This window comes from Rhizobium beringeri (assembly GCF_004306515.1).
Lineage (GTDB): Bacteria > Pseudomonadota > Alphaproteobacteria > Rhizobiales > Rhizobiaceae > Rhizobium > Rhizobium beringeri.
In genome coordinates, this window is the sequence record NZ_SILG01000001.1 from 2,497,471 (window position 1) to 2,522,335 (window position 24,865).

Annotated in this window: 24 protein-coding genes; 11 read left to right on the forward strand and 13 right to left on the reverse strand. The window is 61.1% G+C overall.

The genetic code is table 11. From position 1 onward, the window contains the following. Nucleotides 1-147: 147 nt before the first annotated feature. Together ELH03_RS12650 and ELH03_RS12655 are read right to left on the reverse strand one after the other, a co-directional pair. Entirely contained in the window at nucleotides 148-1,152 is a 1,005-nt protein-coding gene (locus ELH03_RS12650; protein WP_128412115.1) for a carbon-nitrogen hydrolase family protein, read from the reverse strand. A gap of 222 nt (nucleotides 1,153-1,374) precedes the next feature. Beyond that, nucleotides 1,375-1,761, reverse strand: a complete 387-nt coding sequence (locus tag ELH03_RS12655; RefSeq protein ID WP_128400464.1) for a VOC family protein — start codon at nucleotides 1,759-1,761, stop codon at nucleotides 1,375-1,377. A gap of 193 nt (nucleotides 1,762-1,954) precedes the next feature. Between ELH03_RS12655 and ELH03_RS12660 the strand changes: the two genes are divergently transcribed. Then, entirely contained in the window at nucleotides 1,955-2,170 is a 216-nt protein-coding gene (locus tag ELH03_RS12660) for a hypothetical protein (RefSeq protein ID WP_128400463.1), read from the forward strand. An 87-nt stretch (nucleotides 2,171-2,257) separates the two neighbouring features. Next, a complete protein-coding gene (dapB, locus tag ELH03_RS12665; RefSeq protein WP_130766368.1) occupies nucleotides 2,258-3,082 on the forward strand; it encodes a 4-hydroxy-tetrahydrodipicolinate reductase in 825 nt (274 codons plus the stop codon). Between the two features lie 15 nt (nucleotides 3,083-3,097). On the opposite strand, the gene ELH03_RS12670 is transcribed toward dapB, so the two are convergent. The 3 genes from ELH03_RS12670 to ELH03_RS37925 all read right to left on the reverse strand — a co-directional run bounded on the left by ELH03_RS12670 (nucleotide 3,098) and on the right by ELH03_RS37925 (nucleotide 5,175). Further along, entirely contained in the window at nucleotides 3,098-4,018 is a 921-nt protein-coding gene (locus tag ELH03_RS12670) for an ornithine cyclodeaminase family protein (protein ID WP_130766369.1), read from the reverse strand. 92 nt (nucleotides 4,019-4,110) lie between these two features. Further along, nucleotides 4,111-4,617, reverse strand: coding sequence for a GNAT family N-acetyltransferase (locus tag ELH03_RS12675; RefSeq protein ID WP_130766370.1), 507 nt, complete (start codon nucleotides 4,615-4,617; stop codon nucleotides 4,111-4,113). A 132-nt stretch (nucleotides 4,618-4,749) separates the two neighbouring features. Further along, nucleotides 4,750-5,175, reverse strand: coding sequence for a PT domain-containing protein (locus tag ELH03_RS37925; RefSeq protein WP_130766371.1), 426 nt, complete (start codon nucleotides 5,173-5,175; stop codon nucleotides 4,750-4,752). 312 nt (nucleotides 5,176-5,487) lie between these two features. Between ELH03_RS37925 and ELH03_RS12685 the strand changes: the two genes are divergently transcribed. Together ELH03_RS12685 and ELH03_RS12690 are read left to right on the forward strand one after the other, a co-directional pair. After that, nucleotides 5,488-6,891 (forward strand): pyridoxal phosphate-dependent decarboxylase family protein, encoded by a 1,404-nt coding sequence (locus ELH03_RS12685; protein WP_128400458.1) that lies wholly within the window; start codon nucleotides 5,488-5,490, stop codon nucleotides 6,889-6,891. A gap of 77 nt (nucleotides 6,892-6,968) precedes the next feature. Continuing rightward, the gene (locus ELH03_RS12690; RefSeq protein ID WP_128412121.1) at nucleotides 6,969-7,289 is read left to right on the forward strand and encodes a low molecular weight protein tyrosine phosphatase family protein; all 321 of its coding nucleotides are present in this window, start codon (nucleotides 6,969-6,971) and stop codon (nucleotides 7,287-7,289) included. Nucleotides 7,290-7,397: 108 nt separating this feature from the next. On the opposite strand, the gene ELH03_RS12695 is transcribed toward ELH03_RS12690, so the two are convergent. Next, nucleotides 7,398-7,874 (reverse strand): GNAT family N-acetyltransferase, encoded by a 477-nt coding sequence (locus ELH03_RS12695; protein ID WP_130766372.1) that lies wholly within the window; start codon nucleotides 7,872-7,874, stop codon nucleotides 7,398-7,400. 154 nt (nucleotides 7,875-8,028) lie between these two features. On the opposite strand from ELH03_RS12695, the gene ELH03_RS12700 reads away from it, so the two are divergent. After that, nucleotides 8,029-8,814: a class I SAM-dependent methyltransferase gene (locus ELH03_RS12700; RefSeq protein ID WP_130766373.1), complete on the forward strand. Its 786-nt coding sequence runs from the start codon at nucleotides 8,029-8,031 to the stop codon at nucleotides 8,812-8,814. Nucleotides 8,815-9,056: 242 nt separating this feature from the next. Here ELH03_RS12700 and ELH03_RS12705 read toward each other — a convergent pair whose 3' ends face one another. The 3 genes from ELH03_RS12705 to ELH03_RS12715 all read right to left on the reverse strand — a co-directional run bounded on the left by ELH03_RS12705 (nucleotide 9,057) and on the right by ELH03_RS12715 (nucleotide 12,397). Continuing rightward, nucleotides 9,057-9,479: a TIGR02594 family protein gene (locus tag ELH03_RS12705; protein WP_128400454.1), complete on the reverse strand. Its 423-nt coding sequence runs from the start codon at nucleotides 9,477-9,479 to the stop codon at nucleotides 9,057-9,059. 502 nt (nucleotides 9,480-9,981) lie between these two features. Further along, nucleotides 9,982-11,157: an MFS transporter gene (locus ELH03_RS12710; RefSeq protein ID WP_130766374.1), complete on the reverse strand. Its 1,176-nt coding sequence runs from the start codon at nucleotides 11,155-11,157 to the stop codon at nucleotides 9,982-9,984. A 340-nt stretch (nucleotides 11,158-11,497) separates the two neighbouring features. Further along, a complete protein-coding gene (locus ELH03_RS12715) occupies nucleotides 11,498-12,397 on the reverse strand; it encodes a LysR family transcriptional regulator (protein ID WP_128412125.1) in 900 nt (299 codons plus the stop codon). Between the two features lie 191 nt (nucleotides 12,398-12,588). On the opposite strand from ELH03_RS12715, the gene ELH03_RS12720 reads away from it, so the two are divergent. Beyond that, nucleotides 12,589-13,905, forward strand: coding sequence for an MFS transporter (locus ELH03_RS12720; RefSeq protein ID WP_130766375.1), 1,317 nt, complete (start codon nucleotides 12,589-12,591; stop codon nucleotides 13,903-13,905). Nucleotides 13,906-14,070: 165 nt separating this feature from the next. Here the strand turns inward: ELH03_RS12720 and tyrS are convergent, their stop codons facing one another. Beyond that, entirely contained in the window at nucleotides 14,071-15,348 is a 1,278-nt protein-coding gene (tyrS, locus tag ELH03_RS12725; RefSeq protein WP_128412127.1) for a tyrosine--tRNA ligase, read from the reverse strand. Between the two features lie 333 nt (nucleotides 15,349-15,681). Between tyrS and ELH03_RS12730 the strand changes: the two genes are divergently transcribed. Beyond that, on the forward strand, nucleotides 15,682-17,583 hold the full coding sequence (locus ELH03_RS12730) for a potassium transporter Kup (protein ID WP_128412128.1): 1,902 nt from the start codon (nucleotides 15,682-15,684) through the stop codon (nucleotides 17,581-17,583). A 93-nt stretch (nucleotides 17,584-17,676) separates the two neighbouring features. On the opposite strand, the gene ELH03_RS12735 is transcribed toward ELH03_RS12730, so the two are convergent. Beyond that, nucleotides 17,677-19,260: a Na+/H+ antiporter gene (locus tag ELH03_RS12735; RefSeq protein WP_128412129.1), complete on the reverse strand. Its 1,584-nt coding sequence runs from the start codon at nucleotides 19,258-19,260 to the stop codon at nucleotides 17,677-17,679. A gap of 561 nt (nucleotides 19,261-19,821) precedes the next feature. On the opposite strand from ELH03_RS12735, the gene ELH03_RS12740 reads away from it, so the two are divergent. The 4 genes from ELH03_RS12740 (at nucleotide 19,822) to ELH03_RS12760 (ending at nucleotide 23,084) form a co-directional block, all read left to right on the forward strand. Beyond that, nucleotides 19,822-20,577: an SDR family oxidoreductase gene (locus tag ELH03_RS12740; protein ID WP_128412130.1), complete on the forward strand. Its 756-nt coding sequence runs from the start codon at nucleotides 19,822-19,824 to the stop codon at nucleotides 20,575-20,577. Nucleotides 20,578-20,628: 51 nt separating this feature from the next. Then, nucleotides 20,629-21,033 (forward strand): cupin domain-containing protein, encoded by a 405-nt coding sequence (locus ELH03_RS12745; protein WP_197729996.1) that lies wholly within the window; start codon nucleotides 20,629-20,631, stop codon nucleotides 21,031-21,033. A gap of 221 nt (nucleotides 21,034-21,254) precedes the next feature. Next, nucleotides 21,255-22,001 (forward strand): SDR family oxidoreductase, encoded by a 747-nt coding sequence (locus ELH03_RS12755; protein ID WP_130766377.1) that lies wholly within the window; start codon nucleotides 21,255-21,257, stop codon nucleotides 21,999-22,001. A 306-nt stretch (nucleotides 22,002-22,307) separates the two neighbouring features. After that, nucleotides 22,308-23,084, forward strand: a complete 777-nt coding sequence (locus ELH03_RS12760) for a dioxygenase family protein (RefSeq protein WP_130766378.1) — start codon at nucleotides 22,308-22,310, stop codon at nucleotides 23,082-23,084. An 89-nt stretch (nucleotides 23,085-23,173) separates the two neighbouring features. On the opposite strand, the gene ELH03_RS12765 is transcribed toward ELH03_RS12760, so the two are convergent. Together ELH03_RS12765 and ELH03_RS12770 are read right to left on the reverse strand one after the other, a co-directional pair. Next, nucleotides 23,174-23,950 (reverse strand): molybdopterin-binding protein, encoded by a 777-nt coding sequence (locus ELH03_RS12765; protein ID WP_128400447.1) that lies wholly within the window; start codon nucleotides 23,948-23,950, stop codon nucleotides 23,174-23,176. Next, nucleotides 23,947-24,789 (reverse strand): cytochrome b/b6 domain-containing protein, encoded by an 843-nt coding sequence (locus tag ELH03_RS12770; protein ID WP_130766379.1) that lies wholly within the window; start codon nucleotides 24,787-24,789, stop codon nucleotides 23,947-23,949. Before ELH03_RS12770 ends, ELH03_RS12765 begins: the two co-directional genes overlap by 4 nt. Nucleotides 24,790-24,865: the final 76 nt, after the last annotated feature.

Here is a 24,865-nt window from a genome sequence, read left to right on the forward strand (position 1 = left end):
GACCATCGACCTCCATGCCCTCAGAATGAGGCTCTCTTGGCGCTGCATCACCGGTGGAGCCGAGCCACCGGTGATAAAATTCAACGCGCCTGAGCCACAGGAAAATCATTGGGCAAGCGCGTCGGTTGGATGAGGTTCGATACGGCTCTAAAATCTATCCCGCGCATCGCTGCGCGGATCGCCGGCCACGCGATGCGGCTCGTAGAGGCCGCTCCGCGCCTTGCGCCGCCACGGCCGGGAAAGATCGCCGGGATTGTCGTCGATATCGGCCAGCGATATGGCGGCCGTTCCTTCAGCAGGGCATTGCGCCGCCCATCGGCCGCCGGGCGCGACGACCCCGGAAGAGGCCGGATCAGCCTGACCGGGATGGGCAAGGATCGAGAAACTGACCCAGTAGCTGTTGCTCGCCGCATGCCCTTGTGCCTCGGCGGCGAAGGACGGCTCATTGGCCGGCGAACCGCCTGTGGACGAGAACAGCACGCAATGGACGTCGAGCCGCTCATATTCGCTAAAAATCTCCGGATAGTGGCATTCCATGCCGAGAGCGCAGCCAAAGCGGATGCCGTCGACCTCGAAGGTCACGGGGATCGAACCCGGGGTGTACATGAAGGAGATCTTGGTGTTGGACAGCAGGCGCTCGTCGTAGCGCGTCACCAGTTCGCCGCGGTCGGAGACGACATAGAGGCTGTTGTGCGGCCGGTGCGGCGCCGTCAGTGGATGCACCGAGCCGATGACCGTCCAGAGGCCGAGTTCACGCGCCAGCCTGCGCGTTGAATCCAACTCCTCGCGAAGCACGGCCCATTCGAACCGCCGCCAATCGGAAGGCCCGATCTCCCGCGGCCCGATTTCCGACATGATGCGCTTGTTCGGCGATGATGTCGCCCCTTCGGGAAAATGGACGAGCCGCGCGCCCGCCTCCCGCGCCTGGCGCATCAGCAGGCGCATCTCCTGGCCGCTCCAGCGAAGCTTGTCGATATCGCGGGGATCGTCCGCATAGGTGGTCTGCGCCACGGCGAGACGCAGGCGTCTTGCCTCAAGCGCTGCGTCGTTCGCCGACTTTGGGAAAACATGCATGCGGGCGGTGGTGTAGGATTCACCCGTCTTGGCGGCGCGCGCACGCACCCGCCGTTTGAAATTTCCATTCTCAGTCATAACAAGGGCCTCTCACGTTCCGGACATCGTTCCCCAGCAACAGCCCAAAACATCAGGACCAAGATCACGACCCGAGACGAAAGTCCCTTTGCCTCCGCTTGAAGACCCTGCTGGGGAAGGTCTGGAGAGGTTCGGCGGTAGGCCACGCCGAAGCAAAGATGCCGAGGCGGCTGCGATTCGTCAATTCGGGAAATGGCCGGAATCGGCTGCCGAGCACCTACCTTAAGCGGGCCTACCTTGATCCACCCGCCACGGCGGATCGAGGCGGTTCGAACCGGCGAAATAAAGGATGATGCGGTTGCCGCCGGGGTCGAACAGCTCCGCTTCACGCCAGAGCCAACTCTTGTCCTCCGGCCCGCTCACGAAACGAAGACCGGCTTGGCTGAGACTGCCGACCGTCTCGTCCAGGTTCTCGCACTCGAAATACACCGTGGTTCCGCCACCACCACTTTCGCCCTGATGCAAGGAGAAGGTGCTGTCTCCGTCCGGGCAGACAAAGCGCGCATACCGGGGACGGGCGTCGACGACAGGCCTGAGACCGAGAATGCAGTAGAAGTTCCAGCCCGCATCAAGGTCAGGCATCGTAATGGTTACCTGGTTCAGGCGCATGACCTATCCCCTCAGCTGAGTTCGCCCAAAACTGTCCGGCGGTTTGGCACCACGACATTCATAAAAACAAAGACCTGAAGCCATCGCATGAATCAAATTCTAAGCGAGTAGTTTTAGTGTCATCGACACAAAACTCGTGTCAGACTGTGTAAGCTGCGCACACGACGGCGCGCCGATCGAGAAGGCCGAAGCCATGCACAAGTTCACCGTATCAATCACCCGAGAGATCGAGGCCGATACCGCCGAGGAAGCTGCCTTGCTCATGTACCAGGAACTATCAACCGGACCGATCCCTGACCGCTACTCCGTCACCGACGAGACGAAGCTGGCCACGGAGGTGAAGCTGGACCGGGACAAGGCCGACGAATTCGCCAGCATCGATCACACCGCCGACCCCGGCAACTGGTAAGCGGCAGACGACCAGAGGGACCACAGGAGATACGGTTTTTCGCCGGGAGCGGAATGCAGTAGTTGCAGGTCGCCTTCTCCGGCGCGAATGCTGGATGTAAATAGCCGCTCAGCCGGAAATATCGCGAGCCAAGGAAAGACCGTGACCTCACCAATCAAAATAGCCGTCGCCGGCGCGAACGGCCGCATGGGGCGCGCCATCTTGCCACTGCTGGCGGCCGATCCGGATTTCGCGTTCGTCGGCGGCATCGGCCGTGAGGGCTCCATGGGCGCCGGGCTGATCAACCGTTCGGCCGCGATTAAGGCGGCCGCCGTGATCCTGGATTTCACGACGGGAAGCGCTGCCGCCGAACTTGCCGGCTTGTGCGCTTCGGCCGGTGGACCGGCCCTGGTGATCGGGGCCACGGGTTTCGAGCCGGATGAACTCGAACGGATCGCAGAGGCCGCCCGCGCGATTCCGATCCTGCGCTCCAGCAATTTTTCCATCGGCGTCAACATATTGGTCGGCCTCGTCGCCCAGGCGGCCCGCGCCCTTCCCGCGCATGGCTGGGATATCGAAATCCTCGAGGCCCATCACAACAGGAAGATCGACGCGCCGTCCGGCACGGCACTGATGCTCGGCGAGGCCGCCGCCGAGGGCCGTGGAGTTTCCCTTGCATCCGTCGAGCGGCGCGGGCGTGACGGCATCACCGGCGAGCGCCCGACCGGCGAGATCGGCTTTGCCGTGTTGCGCGCCGGCGGGATCGTTGGAGAACACAGCGTCCTGTTTGCCGCCGCCGAGGAAGTTGTGACGCTCTCCCATTCGGCTCTCGATCGCGGCATGTTCGCCCGCGGCGCGCTTGCCGCCGCCCGCTGGATCGCAGGGCGCACACCCGGCGAATACGCAATGGGAGATGTTCTGGGGCTCGCATAACTAAGAGAAACTGGCTCAAAGGATATCAAGGATTGCCGAGGCGACGACGACTTCGGTTCCCGCCAGCCCGACGGAGCAAAACAGGGTCGTATCCTCGGGCGATCCCCGACCGGCCGCTTTTCCGGCAATGATATCGGCAAGGTCGGCCATGCGATGCTCATTGCCGGAGCCGGCGAGGAAAAAGGGCGACGCATAGGCGCGCGTCTGCTCGGGAGAGTCCGTCGCGATCACGGCTGCGACATAGGCGATATCCAGGCCGAGTTCATATCCCTGCTGTGTTTTCGGGCCAACGGTGTTGACGTGCACCCCGGGCTTCAAATCCCGCGCATGGATGACCGGTGTTTGGCTCGTCGTCGCGCAGATGACGATGTCGGCACCATCGACGGCTTTAGAGGCGCTGCCGGCAGGCTCCACCTCAATACCCAAGGCCTGCTGCATCTCAGCTGCAAAGGCGGCGCGATTTTTCGCGTCGCGGCTATAGACGCGGGCGCGATCCAGCTTTCGAACGGCGGCAGCCGCGGCAAGCTGGGTTCGCGCTTGGGCTCCGCTACCGAGGATCCCGACGGTCCTGGCATCCGGCGCGCTAAGATGTCGGATGGCGAGACCTCCGATCGCACCAGTTCTGAGGTTGCCGAGGCGCGCTCCAAGAACGATGCCTTTGAGCCTGGCGTCGTCGGCCAACCACACAGCGACGATCTGCGAATGCTCCATCCCCTCGAATGTTTCATAGACCCGAAAGCCCGCGAGCGGTTTCTCGCCGAGGATGCCACCGACGGTGAAGACGAGATCGCCGCGATCGGGAAACGAGACATGATGCCGGGGCGGAGAGATCAGCCGGTTGCCGGCTCTCGCGAGAAAAGCGGTCTCGAGCGCATCGATTGCGACCGCCATCAACGCGCCGCTGACCAGATCCTCGTCTTTCAGGATTTTCGTCATGACCAAACCTCCAGGCCGGCATCCTGCAACCCCAAGCCCGCTTGAGGTCAATAGGTCAGGCAAACCGATATGGGCTGATATTCGCGTGAGAGCTAACCGACCAGACGGCGAGCCATCATGACGTCGTCGATCTCCCTGCCCTCCTCCAGAACCCCGCCGGGAATTCTGCCGATCTCGGAAAAGCCCTCCCGCTGATAGAACCGTATTGCCGCCGGGTTCTCCGCGCTGACGAAGAGTTCCAGCTGCAGGATGCCGATATCACGCGCGTGATCGGCAGCAGCGCTGAGCAGTCTCGCGGCAAGCCCCGTTCCGCGCAGGCTCCTTCTGACGTAGACCATGATGATCGTCGCGCGATGAGCCATCTTGCTCGACCGCTGTCGAAGCAGGCCCGTTATGCCGACAGGTTCGCCATCCTGAAAGGCGATGAAAACCGGCTCGTTCAGGCGATTGCGCCACTCCTCGAGAGAAAGAGCCACCCAGTCTTCGTAGCGGCTTGCAAAGAGGGAAGGTTCGGTGCGAAGCGCTTCCAGACGGATGCGCCTGAAAGCCTCCACTTCGTCTGCCTGGATATGTCTGATCGTCGTGCCGCTTCCATCCATCGGGACCTCCTGCAAGATGAGAGGTACTCTCAATACAGATGGCCCCAGCCGTCAACCGGTGTCAGCAAGCTTCATACTTCAGCCCATGCTCGGAGTTACGAGATCGAACGGAATCCATCATCTCAGCGCCGATTACTGCGCCGGACTCCCCAGCCGACCGCCCTTCCGGATGACCGGTCCATCGGTTGGCCCGACTGCCGATTGATCGGTCGGCCTCGCGGCCGGTTCGTCGGTCGGTCCGCCCACTGGTTTACCAGTTGGCCCGTCGACCGGCTGGCCGGCGGACCGGACGACCAAGGGATCGGCTGGCTGGACGGCGGATTGATCGGTTGTTGGCCCGGGCACCGACTCCCCGGTTGCCGCGGGCGCCGGCTCGCCGGTTGCCGCGTTCAACGGCTCACCGGTTGGTCCGGCCGCTGATTGCTCGGTTGGCTTGTCGATCGCGAATGGTACAACTTCACGGATGATGAAGAGAAGAACTATCCCGACCAACGTGCACGTAAGCGCGTAGAGAAGGAAATATTTCAGTGCACATACCCCGTTGATTGGCAGCACCAACTTGACAATGGTGCAAATGATATTTCCACATTATTGAACGATACTTGAAAAAAGGCAATCATTTTTAACAAGAGCCACGAAATTTCAAAAATGCACAGAACGGGATAAGGTAGTTATTGTAGATATTTAGGAAGCGCCTCCCCGATGCTCAATTTGTTTTGAGGTCTCGGCACGCCCAAGGAAGGCCCCGGAACCCAGATCCGGGATCTGCCAGGCGAAGACAGCCCCGGCGATATCGGCTAGATTGCGTGTGCCGGCAGCCTGCTTTCGAGGGTGAGGCCCTCCAGGATCGGTGGCGGCAGGGGGATCCGCATGACGGCAATTGCATCTCTGTTTCAGGAAGCCGCCCGCCTTGCGGCGGGATTCCGGCAGGCAGCGCCCGCCCGCCATGTGCCCACCCACGACTATGCAGCCTCGCTTGCCTGTTTCGACGAACCGCTGCCGGTGGCCGGTTCCGATATGCTTGATGTCATCAGGCGTCTCTCGGACGGCGCCGAACCCGGGCTGCACGCGACCACAGGGCCGCGCTTTTTCGGCTGGGTCATCGGCGGCTCCCATCCGGTCGGCGTCGCGGCTGATTTCCTCACCAGCGCCTGGGGCCAAAATGCCGGAAACCATGCCGTTGCCCCGGCCGCGTCAGCCGTCGAGACCGTCGCGGCGAGATGGCTCCTCGATCTCCTGCAGCTGCCGGCCGAAAGCTCGGTCGGCTTTGTCACGGGTGCGACGGTGGCGAACTTCACCTGCCTTGCCGCCGCACGCGGCGAGGTGCTGCGCCAGGTGGGCTGGGATGCCGATGCCAACGGCCTGTTTGGCGCGCCTGAGATTACAGTGCTGATTGGCGACGATGCCCACACAACGGTGTTCTCCGCGTTGCAATTCCTAGGGCTCGGCCACGATCGCGTGCTGCGCGTGCGCACCGATCCGGTAGGCCGGATAGACCCGGCCGCGCTGGCGGGCACACTCGATACCGTCTCCGGTCCCGTCATCGCCATTCTCCAGGCGGGGCAGATCAATACCGGCGCCTTCGACGATTTCGCCGCCATCATCCCGCTGTTGAAGGCGAAAGGCGCCTGGGTGCATGTCGATGGTGCCTTTGGCCTCTGGGCGCAGGCATCGATGAAGACCAGCCATCTCAGCCGCGGCATCGAAGCGGCCGACAGTTGGGCGACCGATGGCCACAAGTGGCTGCAGACGCCCTATGATTGCGGCTATGCCATCGTCCGCGAGGAACTCGCCCATCGCCGGGCCATGACGATCGCCGCGAGCTATCTGCCGCTCGCCGGCCAAGGCGAACGCGATCCCTCCCATTACGTGCCCGAGCTTTCGAGGAGGGCACGCGGCTTTGCCACCTGGGCGATGCTGAAACATCTCGGCCGCGACGGCATCACCACCCTCATCGATCAGTGCTGTGCCTCAGCGCGGCTGATCGCCGATCTCCTGTCGCGGCAACCGGGCATCGGCATACTCAACGACGTCGTGTTGAACCAGCTCGTCATCCGCTTCGGAACGGACCTGCCCTCCGAAGAAGGCGACGCGCTGACGCGAAAGACGATCGAAAAGATCCAGGCGGACGGCATGATCTTCGCCGGCGGCGCCAAATGGCGCGGCCGCGACGTCCTGCGCCTCTCCGTCACCAATTTCCAGACGACATCAGATGAGGCGCAACTCGCCGCACGGAGCATCATCGCTGCGTTCAAGAGTGTCAGCCGAGGGTGACGCATCAACTCCCTTTGGTTCGCCCGGACACGGAATTGTGCTATCGCCGGCCCTGTTCGCTTGAAGAGAGAAGAAGCGTGAAAAACGTCCTGTTCGTCTGCAGTCAGAACAAGCTTCGCAGCCCGACGGCCGAACAGGTCTTCGCGAACTGGCCTGATATCGAAGTCTCCTCGGCCGGCACGAACAAGGATGCCGAAAATCCGCTATCGAACGAGCTGATCGAATGGGCCGATATCGTCTTCGTCATGGAGAAGGCTCACCGTGCGAAAGTTCAGGGCAAGTACCGGTCAGCTCTCAAGGACAAGCGGTTGATCTGCCTTCATATTCCTGATGACTACGATTTCATGGACCCAGCGCTCGTGCAGCTGCTGAAGGCAAAGGTGCCTCGGCATCTCTAAGCTCGGTCATGCGACCGTAAAACGCCGCCCGCACAAGGCGGGCAATTCTTCCGTCCGCCCGCGTTGCGCCAATGGTGGCAACTTGCGGCCAAGCTGCGGGGCCGATGGTCAAACTTGTTGAAAGACATATTCCGGAAACTCGGCCGCACCGCGACTTAGGGCTTTCACCATCAACAGACCGTCATCGAAGTAGCCGTTTCTCGCGTAGAACTGGTGCGTACGCTCCCTGCCCAGCACCATAGCGATGCGGATCACCGCGCATTCAGTCCGCTCCGCCTCCGCCTCGATCCACGCCATCATCTTGCCGCCGATGCCCTGACTACGCACGTCGCTGTCTACCACCACATTGTCCGTCTCGACATACTTGCCGCACCACAACTGAGTGCCAGTCCAGAAACCCGACGCGCCCACCATCCGTTCGTCGATGTATGCTGCTATGCAGCGGTAGTTGCTCTGTGCAAACATGGCTGAAAGTCGTTGGCAAACCACGGCCTCACTCAGGCGACTAACCTGGCTGTACAGCGGGAAAATTGTCATCATCTGATCGAGGCCGACCAGTTCGCGGATGATCACTTCGTCGGACACAGCAGCCCCCTATCCTTTCGATCGCATGATTGTGCACGCGAACTTGATCATGATCCATAGGCGTGAATCGCTTACAGTGGACCACCCGTCTTCCCATTGACACACGCTCCGCTTATAGCTCCCCGCCCGTTCCGATCGCGCAGGGAGGAGAACCATGAACGCCAATGATGTCGCCGCCCATTGGGAGAGCAATGCTGAAACCTGGACGATCTATAGCCGCGCCGGCTACGACAAATACCGCGACGCGCTAAACACGCCGGCCTTTCTGGACATGCTGCCGGCGGTAGCAAACCTTGCCGGGCTCGACCTGGGCTGCGGCGAAGGCTCCAATACTCGCGCCGTCGCCCGCCTCGGCGCCCGCATGACCGGGCTCGACATCGCGCCGACCTTCATTCGCTATGCTCGCGAGAGCGACGCAGAAGCGCCGCTCGGCATCGACTACGTGCTCGGCGACGGCCAGAGCATCGATTTCCCGGAGGCGAGCTTCGATTTCGTCACCGCCTTCATGTCGATGATGGATATGGCCGACCAGCGCGGAGTGCTGAAGGGCATCCACCGGGTCCTGAAGCCGGGCGGCTTCCTGCAGTTTTCGATCTTGCATCCCTGTTTTGTGCCGCCGACGCGCCGCAATATCCGCGACGAGGCCGGCAAGCCCGTCGCGGTTGAGATCGCCGATTATTTCGACGAAAGCGACGGCCGGATCGATCGCTGGATCTTCTCCTCCATCCCCGAGGCCGAACGGGCGACGCTGACGCCGTTTGCCGTCCCGCGCTTTCACCGGACGCTGTCGACCTGGGTGTCGATGATCGTCGAAGCGGGACTGACGATCGACGCTTTCGGCGAGCCCATGGCATCAGTCGAGGTGGCTCTCGCCGAGCCAATGGTCGCCGATACCCGCATCGCACCGATCTTCCTCCACGTCAGGGCGCGCAAGACCTGAAAGCCCACTTGCCGGCAGTTGTCGCCGAGGTTGGAACGATTTTTAAGAAGCCAAACTTTTTCCGGGAAAGCCCGAAACATCAGCGGCAAAAACTGCCTGCCTGTTTTATGGAAAGTTAGCCCCTTAAAAACCTCTCTGTCAACGGCAAGATATTGAATCCAATCATCTTTTGCAGACAAGAGGTTTTTAAGGAGCGATACCTCGCCTTTTTCAGAAGCGATGCCTGCTCCCTTAGGCCGGCATCATCGTCGCACCGCGACGACCGAACTGGCGCGATATCTGGATAGCTGGACCCGGTTGGATTGGTTGCCGCCGAACAGGTAGACGTACTGGCGGCGCTGGTCGATGTGATCGAACAGGCTGACATGAAAGCGCCGACCGGTACGGATCACCACGACATCTCCTCGCCTGGCGGCGCGGAAGAACACCGGCTTGCCGAACTTCCTCCAGGACGCCGCCATGTTGGGGTTGGGCGGCGGTTGGCGCGAAGATCGCTTGGCGACAAAGGCCAGGAACGCCCCGCACCACGATACTCTGCGCGGATTGATGCTGAGGAAGGAGATGGAGCGTTCGTGCATGCTCTTGTACTTGGACGCCGTGCCGAGCATGTCCGCCTCACAGGGCACGGCAAGCGCCATGAGGACGATGACGAGAATAACCTTCATAGTTACCCACCATTGTTTGTATAATCTTGAAATTCCGAAATGTGGCGAAGAATAAAACAGGCGCGGCAACGTAGATGCGAATTATGGCGTGATTTAGAAACAACTAATACTGGCATTTTAGCGGCGGAAATTTGTCCGAAGCGAGGCGCGGATCTCCGTGGGCGAGCCTCCCTTTTGCGGCCGGACACGACCATCACAAACCCCGCAAAACATATGTTTTGCTGGGCCGAGAGGCTGGAGTTTCGCCATCCCAACCAGGTCCATTCAGACGAGATGGACTGTGTCCGCAATGCTTGAGCAGCAAAACCATTCGCCAAGAGTTGACGACAGTGCGCGGAATTAGCTCCTCACCTATACGAGCTATATTTCCGATTGCCGTTCATAATACTTCGATGTGATGGGAAATACATTGCGCTCGCCCAATTCATCAGCGAAAGCCGGAGGTTGCCCCTCCGGTTGCGGACGTGAACGAGCTTACGACAGCGGAGGCCGGCGTGGCGTGTCAACCGTGTGGTTGCGCCGGTTCGGGCTGGCCTGTGACCGGGGCAGGATCAGCGGCAAGTGCCTTGGTGACCAGCAGTGCTGCGGCGAGAACAGGGACGACCGCCCAGTACGAAAAGCGGATGCCGAAGTGTTCGGCAACGAAACCGAGCAGTGGCGGCCCGGCAAAAAACACAAGGAACGTCGTCTGCCCGAGCGCTGCAACGTTGACGGGTGCGGGTCGATCCGTGCGTCGGGCCGCAGCCGAGATGGCAAGCGGATAAACTGAAGAGCAGCCGATACCTGTCAGGCCAAAGCCTGCGAGCGCGACAATAGGGTGTGTCGCCGTCGCAACCATGACAACACCGATGGCCGCGATCCCAAGGAGAGTGATTGCGACCGGGCGAGGATTGAAGCGGTCGATGACAGGGTCCATGCCGAGCCGCCCGATGGCGATGAACGAGGAGAAAATGGCCACGCTGAGCCCGCCGACGAAGGGTTCGACCGCGAATACGTCCCGCATATAGATCGCCGACCAATCGACGCTTGCGCCTTCGGCAAGAAGCGGAGCTGCGGCGACAAGGCAAAGGGGGAGCAGTCCGATCGTGGGAAAAGCGATGATCGGCGTATCTCCGGGGTGAGCGTCCTGCCGCCGGGGCGCATTCTCGATCCCGGAGAAAACGATCGACCCGGCAATCAAGACCGTCACCAGGACGATGAAGGTATGCAGTTCCATGGAGACGGCAGCCTGCCGCATGCCGGCGGCAACAAGGGCGGTGATGCAGAAGCCGAAGCTCCACATACCGTGAGCCCGGCTCATGATGCGGTACCCAAGCAGCGCCTCATGGCGATCGGTTTCGATATTGGCGTTGATCTCGAATGCTCCGGTGAAAACGCCGGCAATGAAGAACAACGGCACCGCCAAGAGAGCTGAGGGCATCCAGGGGATCAACGCGAAAAACAGCGACGCACCGAAGACGGTGACGAAGGCGGTGGGGCGCGCACCGAGCCTCTCGATGAACCTCACCGAGAACGTCAACCCGCAGAGAACACCGGAGGACAGGACGGCGAGCAGAAGGCCAAGCTCGCCTTCCGTCAGGCTAAACTTGAGCTGAAGGTCGGGCAGCCGCGAAACAAACGCCCCCAGGGAAAGGGCCACGGCAAACTGAATGAAGAAAATACGGTGGTGCGGCTTCATCTCGCGGACTCTGCTCCGATTGGGGCGGGATTGAAGCCCAGGCATCCGACGGCATAGCTGGACATTCCGACGAAATGGCGACTGGCTCGGACACCCGCGGTCTCAGCATTATCGACCACCTTTGCTGACAGCCCCTGTCAGCATGATGCAGCCGGTAATTACACAGTGGTTGGCAGCCGCTCACGACTGATGTCCACTTATTGGCACCATCAGCGATCACCATTCGGCGCTGCCGAGCAGTAATTCCCGCTCCCTGCATCAACGGGAGGCTGCACCGCATAAGATCGCGGATCACCTCCGCGGAACGGGAACGAAGCGCTTGCTTTGACAGGTCACACACTCAGTTCATCGAGTGGAACGTCTCAAAAATCAGCGCCCTCAGCCAGCGATGCACGGGATCTGCGTCCATGCGGGGGTGCCACGCCTGCACGATGTTGAAACCCGGCACGGCTACCGGCAGATCAAAGGTTTTGATATGGCTCATCGCGGCGGCCTTGCAATATGACTTCGGAATCGAGCCGATCAAATCGGATGCCGCCGCAACTGCTATCACCGCCGGAAAGCTTGGCACGATCAGCCTGACATCACGGACATGGCCCAATTCGGCGAGCGCCCTGTCGATCGGACCGGCGAAATCCGCTTGCAACGAGAAGAGCACGTGGCCCGAGGCGGCATAGCGCTCGGCCGTTATCCGATCTGCATCGAAGATCGGGTGCCCTACCCTTGCGAGACCGACATACCGATCCTCGAAAAGGGTTTGGCAACGCAGCTCCCCGCTGTCACGCGGGAGAACACCGATGTCCAAATCTATGGCCGCGTCCCTCAAGGCCTGAACGTCCTTGTCCGATCTCGGCGCAAAGCGAAGCCTTATCCCCGGCGCAGCGTTCGTCACAGCGGCGCTCAGACCCGCGGCGTAGAGAAGCACGAATGCTTCATTGGCACGGATCGTGAAGTGGCGCCGCACCTCCCGAATCTCCACGGTCGACGGCGGACTAAGCACGGCTTGCACGGCTTCTTTCAACAAGTGTACCTCGGCACCAATCGCCAGGGCATGGGGCGTCGCAACCATGCCACGCCCGGCCGGCACAAGGATCGGGTCACCTAGCGCGGTCCTCAACCGTGACAGCGTCCGGCTCATGGCGGACGTGCTGAGGCCAAGCCGACGAGCGGCGGCCGATACGCTCTGCTCGCGCAGCAACGCATCCAGTGCCACCAAGAGGTTAAGATCGAGATCAGACATGGCTCAATTCTATTCAGGCACGGCGCAAGACGCAACGGTCAATTGATTTTGTTGCGTCTGGCGCGGGCAATCAGCAAAGCCTAAGTAGTCGACCGTCCAACAAACATCGAGGAGTGCTTATGTCCCTCACCTACACCGCACCAATTTCTCAAGACGGCCTGGCGTCGCCTCGACGGTACCTGGCTATTGCCATGTTGCTTCTTACGCTTGTTCTTGTCGTTTTGGACGGAGCCATTGCCAATGTCGCCTTACCCTCGATCGCGGTCTCGCTGCACGCCGAGGCGGGTAGCACCGTATGGGTCGTCTCGGCCTATCAGCTGGCCGTGCTCGTTGCCATTCTTCCATGTGGCGCGCTGGGTGAAATCTACGGCGCGCGGCGGGTCTTCCTGATCGGCGTCGCGCTGTTCACTGCGGCTTCCGCGGCCTGCGCCTTCGCGGGCGACCTTCCCTTACTGATCCTTGCTCGTTTCGCGCAGGGCTTGGGAGGTGGCGCGATCATGGCGCTTGCCATGATGAACCTGCGCTCGGCTGTGCCGCAGCACATGCTGGGCCCTATCATCGGCATCAATGCCATGGTCATCGCCATTTCCTCCGCTGCCGGCCCCGGCATTGCCGGCGCCATCCTTTCCGTCACCACCTGGCCTTGGCTGTTTGCAGTCAATATACCACTCGGCGTCATCGTTCTGCTCGGCGGCGGTCTGCTCGGGCAAATTCAGGGCGCGAAGCGCAAGCTGAACGCGAAGGCGATGCTGGCCAACACGCTGATGTTCATCCTTTTCTTCTGCGGCGCCGACCGGATAGCGATCGCGCCGATAAGCGGCGCCGTCCTCATCGCCGCCTCGCTGGCCTGCCTTTTCGTCCTGCTGCGCCTTGAACGGACCAGTGACGCACCAATCGTTCCCACGGACCTGCTGGCGGAACCGGCATTCCGCGTGGCGGTCATCGCCTCGATATCGTGCTTCTGCGGCCAGATGCTGAGCTACATCGCGCTACCCTTTTACCTTCAACACACGTTGCACATGACGCCGGTTCTGGCCGGTCTATACATGATGCCCTGGCCTGCCGCGACCGCGATCATCGCGCCCATTTCGGGACGTTTGGCAAACCGCGTCAAGACGGCATGGCTTTGCGCCATCGGCGGCGCGCTGCTCGCCCTGGGCCTCCTGGTGGTCGGATTCGCCCCGCCCGATCCGAGAGGTATCGCGTTTCTCGTCGGCACTGTGATCGCCGGCCTCGGTTTCGGACTGTTCCAAACGCCGAACAACCGAATTCTCCTTCTGTCGGCACCGAAAGCCAGAAGCGGCGCCGCCGGCGCCATGCAAGGCACCGCGCGGCTTCTCGGCCAAACCCTGGGTGGGATCTGCATGTCGATCATCTTCGCAACATTGCCGTTGTCGAACGCGCTCGAATTTGCGGTCGTCACTGCGGGCGGCTGCGCGGCAATAGCGAGCCTGGTCAGCCTGAGCCGGGCTCGCTACGAAGTGGCGAGACAGCCTGGAGCGGCTTGAACAGGCGGTTCGCGGTCGTGCGGGTGAACGAGGGCGTTCTGCCCTCGGCTGTTCTTTCTCGTTGCATGAAGACCGCTGCCGCACACGCTGCCACATCAAGCTTGTATCCATGGGAGCGCGACAAAGTGGTCGACTTGGACCGCTCCCCGCATTGAAGACACCACACTAAACCGACTGAAGGAGGACGTGTCGCTTCTTGCCGACCGATAGCCGGATCACGCCGTCCTGAACGTCGGAGTCGCCAAGCCGCATTGCCTCGTCGTTTACACCGCCGCCGTTCACCCGAACCCCGCCGCCGACGATCAATCGCCGTGCTTCGCTTTTCGATTTGGCGAGGCCGGCGGCGACCATGGCGTCGACAAGCGGAAAATCGCCGCGAAGGTTATCCGGGAGCCTGACCGTCGGGAGACCAGCCGGTACCTCGCCCGCTTCGAAGGTGCGCCGGGAGGTTTCGGACGCTTGCGCTGCCGCATCTGCCCCGTGGCACAGGCTGGTGATCTGGTCGGCAAGGATCTTTTTCGCTTCGTTGATCTCGGAATCCCGAAGCACGTCGAGGCGTGCAATTTCACTTAAGGGTAACTCGGTGAACAGCCTGAGAAAACGACCCACATCGGCATCCCCGGTGTTTCTCCAGAATTGCCAGAACTCATAGGGCGACAACCGGTCGGCGTTTAGCCAAACCGCCCCCGAAACGCTCTTGCCCATCTTCACGCCCGACGACGTCGTCAGTAGCGGAGCAGTCAATCCAAACAGCGCTCGCCCGCCAATCCGCCGTCCAAATTCAACGCCGCTGACGATATTGCCCCACTGGTCGGAGCCACCAAGTTGAAGCAGGCAGCCGCGGCTTTCTGCGAGGACATGAAAGTCGTAGGCCTGCATGACCATGTAGTTGAATTCCAGCAATGACAGTGATTGCTCTCGTTCCAACCGTTGGCGCACGCTCTCCGATGTAAGCATCCGGTTGACTGAAAAATACGGCCCAATATCGCGCAGAAAATCGAGGTAGTTGAGCCCACCCAACCAGTCGGCATTGTTGACCATGACAGCATCGGTCGGGCCGTCCCCGAAAGCGAGGAACCGCTCGAAGACACGGCGGATGCCGATCAGGTTTTTCGTGATCTGCTCGTCGCTGAGAAGGGGACGCGACGTGTCGCGGAAGCTCGGATCGCCCAGGCGGCTTGTCGCACCACCGAGCAATGCAATGGGTTTGTTGCCGGTCTTCTGGAACCACCGCAGCATCATGATCGGAATGAGATGCCCGACATGCAGGCTGTCGGCGGTGAGATCGAAGCCGTTATAGGCTCTGCCGGCTCCTGAACAAAGCCAATTGTCCAATGCTTCCAAGTCGGTGCATTGATGCAGGAAGCCGCGCTCGCTCAGAGTGCGAAGAAAGTCGGATCTAGGTCCGGTGGGCTGAGAGGATAGTATCACGAGGGTCTCCATTTGGGCCGATGAGGCCGGAGACCATCTGTTGACACACGTGCCGCCGACCGTGCGGCGTCTCGAGTGTCAGGAATATGACCTTGCGCCGCTCTATGGGAGCAGCGTGTAATAGAAGCTCGAAAGGTTCAGGGCGCAGGTCATGCATCCCTATTACCATGCGACAGCGCAATCGCAAGGGGATGCGAACTGACGATATTTGAACGGATCGCAACGCCACCCTCCCATCCCCGCATCCGCCCCTCACAAAAATATTCGCACCCGCATCAATTTGCTTGCCGTTCTGCAATGCGGCATATGTTTGTTCTCATAGGCAAGTGGCATGAGCGGGGAACCATGACGTCGACGCATATGGAGAAGACGGGGGACGGCGTCGGCAGGAAGGGCTTTGTCGGGCTGGTCATCGGCGCGGTCGGCGTCGTCTATGGCGATATCGGCACTAGCCCGCTCTATGCCTTTCGCGAGGCGCTGAGGCCGTTTGCTGCCGATGGCGTGCATGAGGCCGAGGTCATTGGTCTGATTTCGCTGATGGTCTGGACGCTGACGATCATCGTGACCTTCAAATATGTGCTCTTCCTTCTCAGGGCGGACAATGACGGCGAAGGCGGCGCGCTTTCGCTGCTCGCCCTCCTGATGAAGAAGATGGGACGAAACGTGCCGGTGCTCTTCTTCGCCGGCCTGATCGGCGCTGCCCTCTTCATCGGCGATGCGATGATCACGCCGGCCCTGTCGGTGATGTCGGCGCTCGAGGGCCTGAAATTGATCACACCCGCCTTTGCCGAATACGTCCCGCTTGCATCGGCGGCGATCATGATCGTCCTGTTTGCCGTCCAGTCGAGGGGAACGGCTGCCGTCTCCAAGCTTTTCGGGCCGATCACGGTGTTGTGGTTTCTGGCCATGGCGGCCGGCGGCCTGATCCATATCGGCGACGACTGGAGGATTCTGGCCGCGCTCAATCCGGCCAATGCATTCCTGTTCCTCACCCATGCCGGCAGCGTCGGCCTCATCGTGCTCGGCGCCGTTTTTCTGACGGTGACGGGTGCCGAGGCGCTCTATGCCGATCTCGGGCATTTCGGACGCCGCCCGATCCAGATGGCATGGTTCGTGCTCGTCTTTCCCGCATTGTTGCTGAACTACCTCGGGCAAGGCGCGCTGGTTCTCGCCCATCCCGAAACGGCCGGCAACCCGTTCTTTCTGATGTATCCCGACTGGGCCTTGCCGCCGATGGTTCTGCTGGCGACGATGGCAACGATCATCGCCAGCCAGGCGGTGATAACAGGCGCATTTTCGCTATCCCGCTCGGCGGTTCACCTCGGCTTCCTGCCGAGGCTGAGGATCAAGTTCACGTCGGAGACCAACACCGGCCAGATCTACGTGCCGGCCGTCAATCTTCTCCTGCTGGTCGGCGTGCTGATGCTGATCTTTTCCTTCGGCGACTCCGAGTCGCTGGCGACCGCCTACGGCATCTCCGTGACTGGAACCATGGTCATCTCGACCATGCTGGTCTTCCAGTTCCTTCGGGTCGTCTGGGGCTACTCCCTCGTGCTCGCCGCCGCCTGGCTGCTGCCGCTCTTCACCATCGAAGTCATGTTCCTGGCGGCGAATCTGCTGAAGATCTACGATGGCGGCTGGGTTCCAGTCGCCCTTGCGCTGGCGATCATGATCCTGATGTGGACATGGACCCGAGGCCAGGCCTATCTGAAGAGACTGCGGGCCAACAACGAGATCCCGCTCGATTCCTTCATCAGGTCGATCGAGCGAAAGTCCGACCATTCGCCGGTCACCGTTCCGGGAACGGCAGTCTTCCTGACCAGCGTTCCTGACCGGACACCGAACGTGCTGCTCCACAATCTCAAGCACAACCACGTGCTCCACGAACAGAACGTCATCCTGACCGTCTGGACCGAGGACGAACCTTATGTCCCCGACAGCCGCCGCATCAAGATCAGCCAACTCTCGCCGCGTTTCGTCCGCCTCGACATCACCTTCGGCTTCATGGACGACCCTGATGTCACCAAGGCATTGGCTCTCTGCCGCGAGGGCGGCTTCAAGTTCGAGATCATGAGGACCTCCTTCTATCTCGGCCGCCGGAACCTCGTCAGGACGCCGAACACCGGGCTGCCCGCCTGGCAGGAGCGCATATTCATGGCGCTGGAGGGCTTGGCCATCGATCCGTCCGATTACTTCAACCTGCCATCCAACCGCGTCGTCGAACTCGGCGAACAGATCGCCATTTAGGGCAGGACGCCGCTCGGCGGCGACATCAGGACCGCGCTTGTCTAAGCCTCGATATCGCAATGCGTTGAAGCCGAAGACGCGAGGCGCTGAACCTCACGCCTTGGCCGAGATCGCACTCAGCTCCTCGAGATCGAGATCCCGTTCCAGCTCCAGCAACGTCTCGTCGTCGATCTCGCCGGCGCGATGAAGGCGTATGAGTTCCCGACGCCCGATGGCAACCGCTTCGAGAATGACGTCGAAATGCGCATGCAGCACCGGTATATATTGCTCGGTTTTCTCGGCGTAGTCGATGATCGACGTGGCGCGGCGCTGGTAGCGCTCCAGCAATTGCGGGTGGATGAGTTTTCCTTCTTCGTCATAGGCCAGGCTCTGGACGATGCCGAACTGCGCCTGCGCCATGGCGGCTTCGGCCTGGCTCATCGTCAGGCGCGCTCTTTCCGACTCCGGCTCCACCAGCCGCGCCCAGGCAATCACCCGCCCCAATGTCGTGCCCTGTATGAGCACGGTTCCGAGAATGACGGCGAAGGCTGTCACGAGGATGAAGTCGCGGCCGGGAAATCCTTCCGGCAAGCTCAGCGCCAAAGCAAGCGTCACCACGCCACGCACGCCCGCCCAGCTGAGAACGGTGGCGCCGCCGACGCCGAGCGGCGCGGCGCGTGTGAACCCCAGGGCAGTGCATAACCTGATGACGAAATCGGCGGCGAAGACCCAGGCAAAACGCGCGAGCACGAGCGCCACGAGGATCGCCAGCATCGGCAATCCCATGGTCGCGATCACGGTGGCAAAGCCGCCGCCGCGTTCGACGACATCCCGGAGCGACAGCCCGATCAGGATGAACACCGCCGCTTCCATCAGGAAGATCATCACCGTCCAGAACGAGATGCCGCGCATGCGCATTGCGGCTGAAAGCACGGTGTGCTGGTGCCAGCTCATGATCAGGCCGGCGGTAACCGTGGCGATGACGCCGGAAACATGCAGTTGCTCGCCGAGCAGATAGGCAATCCAGCCGAGCAGCACCGAGGCTGCGATGATGAGATATTCGTCGCCGAGACGCCGGACGAGTTTGTACCATGCCGTTCCCACAACGATGCCGACGACGGCGCCGCCGAGCGCCAGCACGAGGAAGCTGCCGGCCGCCTCCCCCGCGCTGAAGGCGCCCGTTGCGGCAGCGGCAACGGCAAAGCGGAAGAGAACCAGGCCGCTGGCATCGTTGAGCAGGCTCTCGCCTTCCAGCAGAATCTGAAGCCGCCGCGGCAGCCTGACCCGCTGCAGCACAGCACGCGCCGCAACCGCATCAGGCGGCGCAACGATCGCGCCAAGCGCCGCGCACGCCGCCCAGGGAAGCGACGGAAAGATGAGGTGGGCCACAACGGCGACGACCGCGCAGGTGAAGAACACCGCGCCGACGGCAAGCGAGGCGATGCCGATCACATGCCGCCGCAACCGCCCGGCGGCAATGGACCAGGCGCCGTCCATCAACAGCGGCGGCAGGAAGATGACCAGCACCAGTCCGGGATCAATTGATATCGCCGGCAGGCCCGGCACAAACGCCAGCGAAGCGCCACCCGTCAGCAACGCCACGGACGGCGGCAATCCGAGCCTGTGGGCGGCATAGTGCAGCGCGATGATCGCAAGAAACATCGCGATGACGAGCTCGAACAAGTGTGTTGGTTCCATATGCCTCTGCCCCGGCTCGGAAACGAATCTTGGATGCCTACGGCATTCTTCCTTAAATCGAAATCGATCTAGGGAAGAATGCAGCAATTCAAAGTGTTACAGCGTCCTTGCACATCTGAACAGACGCGTGCGCTGCAAACGCCGCCGGCCTGGCAACGGCTGCTCCAGAGGCAGCCGGAGACAATTTTCGCTTTGTGCTATCAACGCTCGGTCTACACCTAGCGATTTCCTTCAGAGCTAGCCGTATTGAGCTTGCTTGGAACTGCCCTCACCTCAATCACACCTCAATGATCCGCCCGGCACATGTCATGTGGCGATGCTGAATCTCCGCGCGCCATTTGAGTTGCGCCTGATCGCATTAAGGAGGATTCTGCCTGGCACCGCGATGCCAGGTTCGGTCTCGGCTGACCTCAGCCATGGCGACGATATACGGCGACTTGACTTGTCCAAGCCTCAAACGTCTTTCGCGGCTCATTCCGACTTGCGTGATCTAGATCTGAGACATCTGGCCCGAAAGGGCGTCAACACCGACCCGAAGGGGCGTCAAAAGGGAGGTTCGTCATGAAAATCGTTCTTATCGGCGGCACGGGGCTCATCGGGTCCAAGACCGCGGCGCGTCTGCGCGTTAAAGGCCACGAGGTGCTGGCCGTCTCACCAAGCACCGGCGTCAACACCATCACCGGAGAGGGCCTGGCGCAAGCGCTGGCCGGCACCGACGTCGTCGTCGACCTTGCAAACTCACCGTCGTGGGAAGACAAGGCGGTCCTTGATTTCTTCGAAACCTCGGGCCGCAATCTGCTCGCTGCGGAAGCCAAGGCCGGCGTCAAGCACCATATTGCGCTCTCCATCGTCGGAACGGAGCGATTGCCTGAGAACGGCTACTTCCGTGCCAAACTCGCCCAGGAGAAACTCATCAAGGCATCGCCTATCCCCTACACGATCGTCCATTCGACGCAGTTCCTCGAATTCCTGAAGGGCATCGCCGACGAAGCCACTGTCGGCACCGTCGCGCGTCTTTCTCCCGCAGCTTTCCAGCCCATCGCATCGGACGACGTTGCCGATGCGATGGCGGACGTCGCGCTTTCAAAGCCGCTTAACGGCACGATCGAGATTGCCGGGCCTGAGCGCGGCCCCATGCACGAGATCGTTGCCCGGTATCTGAAAGCGATCAACGATCCGAGAAGGGTCGAGGCAGACGTTCATGCGCGCTACTTCGGGTCTGAACTGGACGATCGATCGCTTGTGCCCGGCGAGGGCGCGAGGCTCGGCAAGATCGGCTTTGAGGATTGGTTTCGACAGTCCCAACGGCCGACCTAGATCAAGGCATCAAACCCACATCCGCATTCAACGAGCAGAAGGATTACGGCAATGAATTCAGCTTTGTTATCGCTATGTGTGTCGGCCACGGTTTGCCTTTTTGGCACTTTGGCGGTTGCTGCCGAAGACGGCGCAGCCGTCACACCGCTCATGAAAAAGAACCTTCCGAATTATCCCGGCAAGGAAGGGCTGATGATATCGGTCGAGTATGGGCCGGGAGGTTCCTCGCCTATTCACAAACATGAGGCGAATGCATTCGTCTACGTTCTGGAGGGCTCGATCGTGATGCAGGTCAAGGGCGGAAAAGAAGTCACCTTGTCACCGGGAGAGACCTTCTACGAAGGTCCTTCCGACATTCACCTGGTCAGCCGCAATGCGAGCAAGTCCAAACCGGCGAAGTTCATCGTCGTGCTGCTGAAGAAGACGGACGCTCCGGTTGTCATGCCGGTGAAGTGACATTCAGTAGGATAGCGGCGAACCCGTGCGTCCTTGAGGCGACCAACTCCTCTTTCGTCATGCTCGGGCTTGTCCCGAGCATCTGCTGTCGGCGCAGCAAATGCCAGGCACAAGGCCGAGGATGACGTCGAGTAAAGAGCGAGGTTGTCGCCAACCCCCGAGGCGTCCTTGGCAGCCAAGGCGTCCAGATCACAGTTCGGCACAATAGATGGAGCAAGCAGATGAAAATTACGGTCATGGGAGCGAGCGGGCGCATCGGAACGGGGCTCGTCAAGGATCTTCGACAGGCAGGTATCGAAGTGGTCAGCGCATCCCCGTCTCTAGGCGGAGTCGACAGCGTGACAGGAGAAGGCCTGAGGTCAGCCATAGCAGGAGCCGACGTCGTCATCGACGTCACCAACGCCGCATCATTTGGCGACAGCTCCGCCCTGGCGTTTTTCAAGGCCTCCACCCGGAATCTGCTGGCGGCTTCCGCGGATGCAGGCGTCGGCCACTATATCGCCCTTTCCGTGGTGGGAACGCCTCGCCTTGTCGAAAGCGATTATTTCCACGCGAAGATGGTGCAGGAAAATCTCATCCGGGCAGCGCGGCGGCCCTATACCATCCTCCATTCCACGCAATTCTTCGAGTTCATCGGCGGTGTGGTCGACATGGCGGCGGATGGAGGCTTCCGGCTTCCTTCGGCGTCCATACAGCCCATAGCTGCCGATAACGTTGCCGAAATTCTGGCCGAACTGGCGATGGGAGCAGCAAGGAATGACACGATAGAGATCTGCGGGCCTGAGCAATTCGGCCTCGACGAAATTGCCCGCATGCACCTCACCGCGAACGAAGACACACGCCAGGTCATGACCGACAACAGCGCCCGCTACTACGGCGTCGAACTGAACGACGACACACTGCTACCGCGCAAGGGAGCACGGTCGGGTTCGCTACGGTATGCCGACTGGCTGTCTATGTCAGACTGATCGTTGACGCGCTAGGAAATGGCTGCGTCACCGACGCTCCGGCTTCAGTCTCCGGAGCGAGGGCCACAGGAAAGGAAGATCCCATGGCTCGCGTTCAGCGACGATACCGCCGCCAGAACCAGCGGTGGCTACTGGTATCACCGCGAACGGCACAGGCCCGCCGCCGACGTTCTGGACCCGGGCTTCCAGGACCAGCTCATGGACAAGCTCGCTGAGCTGACAGGCATAAAGCTTTTCTGCTCAGATTTAATTGGAATTTCTGGTCTACCCTCCTTAAATCCTGCGTCTTGAGGCAAAGGAAGACAGATGAAAAGGCGGACCCTTGTGCTTGGAGGTGCGGCCATTGTCGCATCATCGGTGACTGCGGCGGCAATCTGGCCGCGGCGGCATATCACTGTTGCCGCCGGGACATTCGACTGGAAGGGAACGGATTTCGTAAGCGGCGGCACAAAGTCGATCGCCGTGGAAAAGCTGCCCGCGCCGCTCTTTCGCACCCGTCCGAATTGCGTCGTGACCGTCGCCCAGACCCTTGGCCCCTGCCATGTCAACAATATTCCCGCCCGTCAGGATGTCTCGGAAGGAAGGGCAGGACTCCCTTTGCGGCTGGCCGTTCGTATCGTCCATGCGGCCGATTGCCGGCCGGTCGAAAACGCCGATATCGAGATCTGGCATACCGATCACCGCGGTATCTATTCCGGCCGTGAGGCTGCGCAGATGTGTACGCTTGGCGATGCCGAGGCCATCAGCGGGCTCGCCTTTCGCGGCCGCCAGCTGACGAATGGAAACGGGCAGGTAAGCTTTCTGACGGCCTATCCCGGATGGTACCAGGGCCGCACGCCGCATGTTCACTGCCGCATCCTTGTCGAAGGCAAGGAGCTTCTCGTCAGCCAGATCTATTTCGACGATGCGCTGAGCGACATCATCTATGGCGAGCATCCCGACTATCTCGGGCGCCCTGCCCGCGATACACGCAACGACGAAGACGGCATCATCCCGGAGGACGCTGCCGATCACATCTTCGATTTCGAAAAGCTCGACGGCGGCGTGCTGTCCGCCACCATCACGATCGGCCTTTCTGCCTGAGCTCCGCACCCTCGACCACGACGACCTCCGGCCGTGGCATCCGGCACGAGGAAAAGGTCAAGATCGGCATGTCGGTCGGAGCACGCCGCCTATATGCCCGCATACCATTCATAACCGCGATCCTCCCAGAAGCCGCCATTGCCGCCGTAAAGCTGGCTGAGATCGGCGACGGCCTCGATTCCGGTCAGGTATTTTGCCTGCTTGTAACCGAGCTGGCGCTCGACCCGGAGCCGGAGCGGCGCGCCATGGGCGACTTCGAGATCGCGGCCGTTCATGGTGTGGGCAAGGATCGTCTGGGGGTGGAACGCATCGATGAGATCGATACTTTCATAATACCAGCCGCTGCCGTCGAGCGTCTTTTCGTATTCGTCGGCGCAGTGGAAAACAATGTAGCGGGCTTCGGGTTTCAGACCCGCCGTTTGCAGCAGCGCGCCGAGCGGCACGCCGGTCCATTTGCCGATCGCGCTCCAGCCTTCGACGCAGTCATGCCTTGTGATCTGCGTGCGGGCCGGCAGGGCTTTAAGATCCGCCAGCGACAGCTGCATCGGCTTGTCGACCAGCCCGCTGACCTCGAGCTTCCAGCTCGAAAACCGTTGGTTCATCCAGTCGATATACCGGGCATTATCCGGCATGCTCGTGCCATTGGCGCGGAAGGTCGGCGAGATGTCGGCTTCGGTGAACTCGCGCGCGAGCGCGTCGTCGCCGAGCAGGAAGCGTTGCGTCTTCATGCTGAAGCCTTCGGCGATCTTGAGCACGGATTTCGTCCGATCGCTTTCGACGAGGGCATCGCAGCCGGCGAGCCCCAGCGCCGATGCCGTCATCGTCGCGCCGATCAGGAAGCGACGTCTGGTGATGATGCGGCTCATGACTTTCCTCCCTGCCCGATGTCGTAATAACCGGTGATCATCGAGCGCAGATTGTTGAACACGCCCGAAACCAGCACCATCGCCACATGCACCGCGACGAAGGCGACGAGCGAGAAGGCGGTCAGGAAATGCAGCGTGCGGGCCGATTGCCGGCCGCCGAACAGATCGAGCAGCCAGGGCGCAACCGCATTGAAGCCCGGCGACATGGTAAGCCCCGTCCCGATCATCAGCGGCAGCAGCACGAAGATTACGGCGACATAGGCAAGTTTTTGCAGCGTATTGTAGTGGCGTGCTTCTGGCCCCTTGGGAAAGCGCAGCCGGGCGTGACTGACGATCTCATGGCCGAGATGCGAAGGCTTCAGCTCTTCGGCCGCCGGCAGCAGATCGCGACGGAAATGCCGGCTGACAAAACCATAGGCGAGATAGATGAAGCCGTTGATGACGAACAGCCAGGCAAAGAAGAAATGCCAGCGCCGGCCAGAAGCCAGATCCTGGTAACTCGGCAAAGTCAGCCAGTTCGGAAAACCGCGCACAGTAGCGTCGCCGTCGACGTTCGAAACTCCGAGAACGCCGGTCGTTGTAAAGGCGAATGCGCCGACGCGCGTCACACCCTTCAGCCCATCGCCTTCCTGCTCCGCCTCCACGGAAATGAAGGACGGATCGTTGTCGGCGCCGTACTGGCCCCAATAAAGCGCGGGATGGGCATTGAAGATCTGCAGGCCGCTGTAAAGCAGCACCGTCATGCACAACACATTCACCCAGTGCGACAGGCGCACCAGCAGGCCATGGCGATAGAAGAGCGTGCCTCCACTCGTCATGCCGGCATCGGTCGTGGCCATCGTAATTCCTCCGGATCGGCGTAAAAGGTCTTCGCGAGAAAAGACGCGGCCGCTGGCGATAAAGTTTCAGCGGCCG

What these genes read in the sequence shown, in the direction of transcription:
- ELH03_RS12705 (WP_128400454.1), bottom strand. Translation starts at nt 9,479, where the DNA reads ATGAAGGTTATTCTCGTCATCGTCCTCATGGCGCTTGCCGTGCCCTGT.
- ELH03_RS12710 (WP_130766374.1), bottom strand. Translation starts at nt 11,157, where the DNA reads ATGAAGCCGCACCACCGTATTTTCTTCATTCAGTTTGCCGTGGCCCTT.
- ELH03_RS12700 (WP_130766373.1), top strand. Translation starts at nt 8,029, where the DNA reads ATGAACGCCAATGATGTCGCCGCCCATTGGGAGAGCAATGCTGAAACC.
- ELH03_RS12730 (WP_128412128.1), top strand. Translation starts at nt 15,682, where the DNA reads ATGACGTCGACGCATATGGAGAAGACGGGGGACGGCGTCGGCAGGAAG.
- ELH03_RS12655 (WP_128400464.1), bottom strand. Translation starts at nt 1,761, where the DNA reads ATGCGCCTGAACCAGGTAACCATTACGATGCCTGACCTTGATGCGGGC.
- ELH03_RS12720 (WP_130766375.1), top strand. Translation starts at nt 12,589, where the DNA reads ATGTTGCTTCTTACGCTTGTTCTTGTCGTTTTGGACGGAGCCATTGCC.
- ELH03_RS12650 (WP_128412115.1), bottom strand. Translation starts at nt 1,152, where the DNA reads ATGACTGAGAATGGAAATTTCAAACGGCGGGTGCGTGCGCGCGCCGCC.
- ELH03_RS12770 (WP_130766379.1), bottom strand. Translation starts at nt 24,789, where the DNA reads ATGGCCACGACCGATGCCGGCATGACGAGTGGAGGCACGCTCTTCTAT.
- ELH03_RS12685 (WP_128400458.1), top strand. Translation starts at nt 5,488, where the DNA reads ATGACGGCAATTGCATCTCTGTTTCAGGAAGCCGCCCGCCTTGCGGCG.
- ELH03_RS12715 (WP_128412125.1), bottom strand. Translation starts at nt 12,397, where the DNA reads ATGTCTGATCTCGATCTTAACCTCTTGGTGGCACTGGATGCGTTGCTG.
- ELH03_RS12735 (WP_128412129.1), bottom strand. Translation starts at nt 19,260, where the DNA reads ATGGAACCAACACACTTGTTCGAGCTCGTCATCGCGATGTTTCTTGCG.
- ELH03_RS12745 (WP_197729996.1), top strand. Translation starts at nt 20,629, where the DNA reads ATGAATTCAGCTTTGTTATCGCTATGTGTGTCGGCCACGGTTTGCCTT.
- ELH03_RS12755 (WP_130766377.1), top strand. Translation starts at nt 21,255, where the DNA reads ATGAAAATTACGGTCATGGGAGCGAGCGGGCGCATCGGAACGGGGCTC.
- dapB (WP_130766368.1), top strand. Translation starts at nt 2,258, where the DNA reads ATGCTGGATGTAAATAGCCGCTCAGCCGGAAATATCGCGAGCCAAGGA.
- tyrS (WP_128412127.1), bottom strand. Translation starts at nt 15,348, where the DNA reads ATGGAGACCCTCGTGATACTATCCTCTCAGCCCACCGGACCTAGATCC.
- ELH03_RS12760 (WP_130766378.1), top strand. Translation starts at nt 22,308, where the DNA reads ATGAAAAGGCGGACCCTTGTGCTTGGAGGTGCGGCCATTGTCGCATCA.
- ELH03_RS12765 (WP_128400447.1), bottom strand. Translation starts at nt 23,950, where the DNA reads ATGAGCCGCATCATCACCAGACGTCGCTTCCTGATCGGCGCGACGATG.
- ELH03_RS12670 (WP_130766369.1), bottom strand. Translation starts at nt 4,018, where the DNA reads ATGACGAAAATCCTGAAAGACGAGGATCTGGTCAGCGGCGCGTTGATG.
- ELH03_RS12740 (WP_128412130.1), top strand. Translation starts at nt 19,822, where the DNA reads ATGAAAATCGTTCTTATCGGCGGCACGGGGCTCATCGGGTCCAAGACC.
- ELH03_RS12660 (WP_128400463.1), top strand. Translation starts at nt 1,955, where the DNA reads ATGCACAAGTTCACCGTATCAATCACCCGAGAGATCGAGGCCGATACC.
- ELH03_RS12675 (WP_130766370.1), bottom strand. Translation starts at nt 4,617, where the DNA reads ATGGATGGAAGCGGCACGACGATCAGACATATCCAGGCAGACGAAGTG.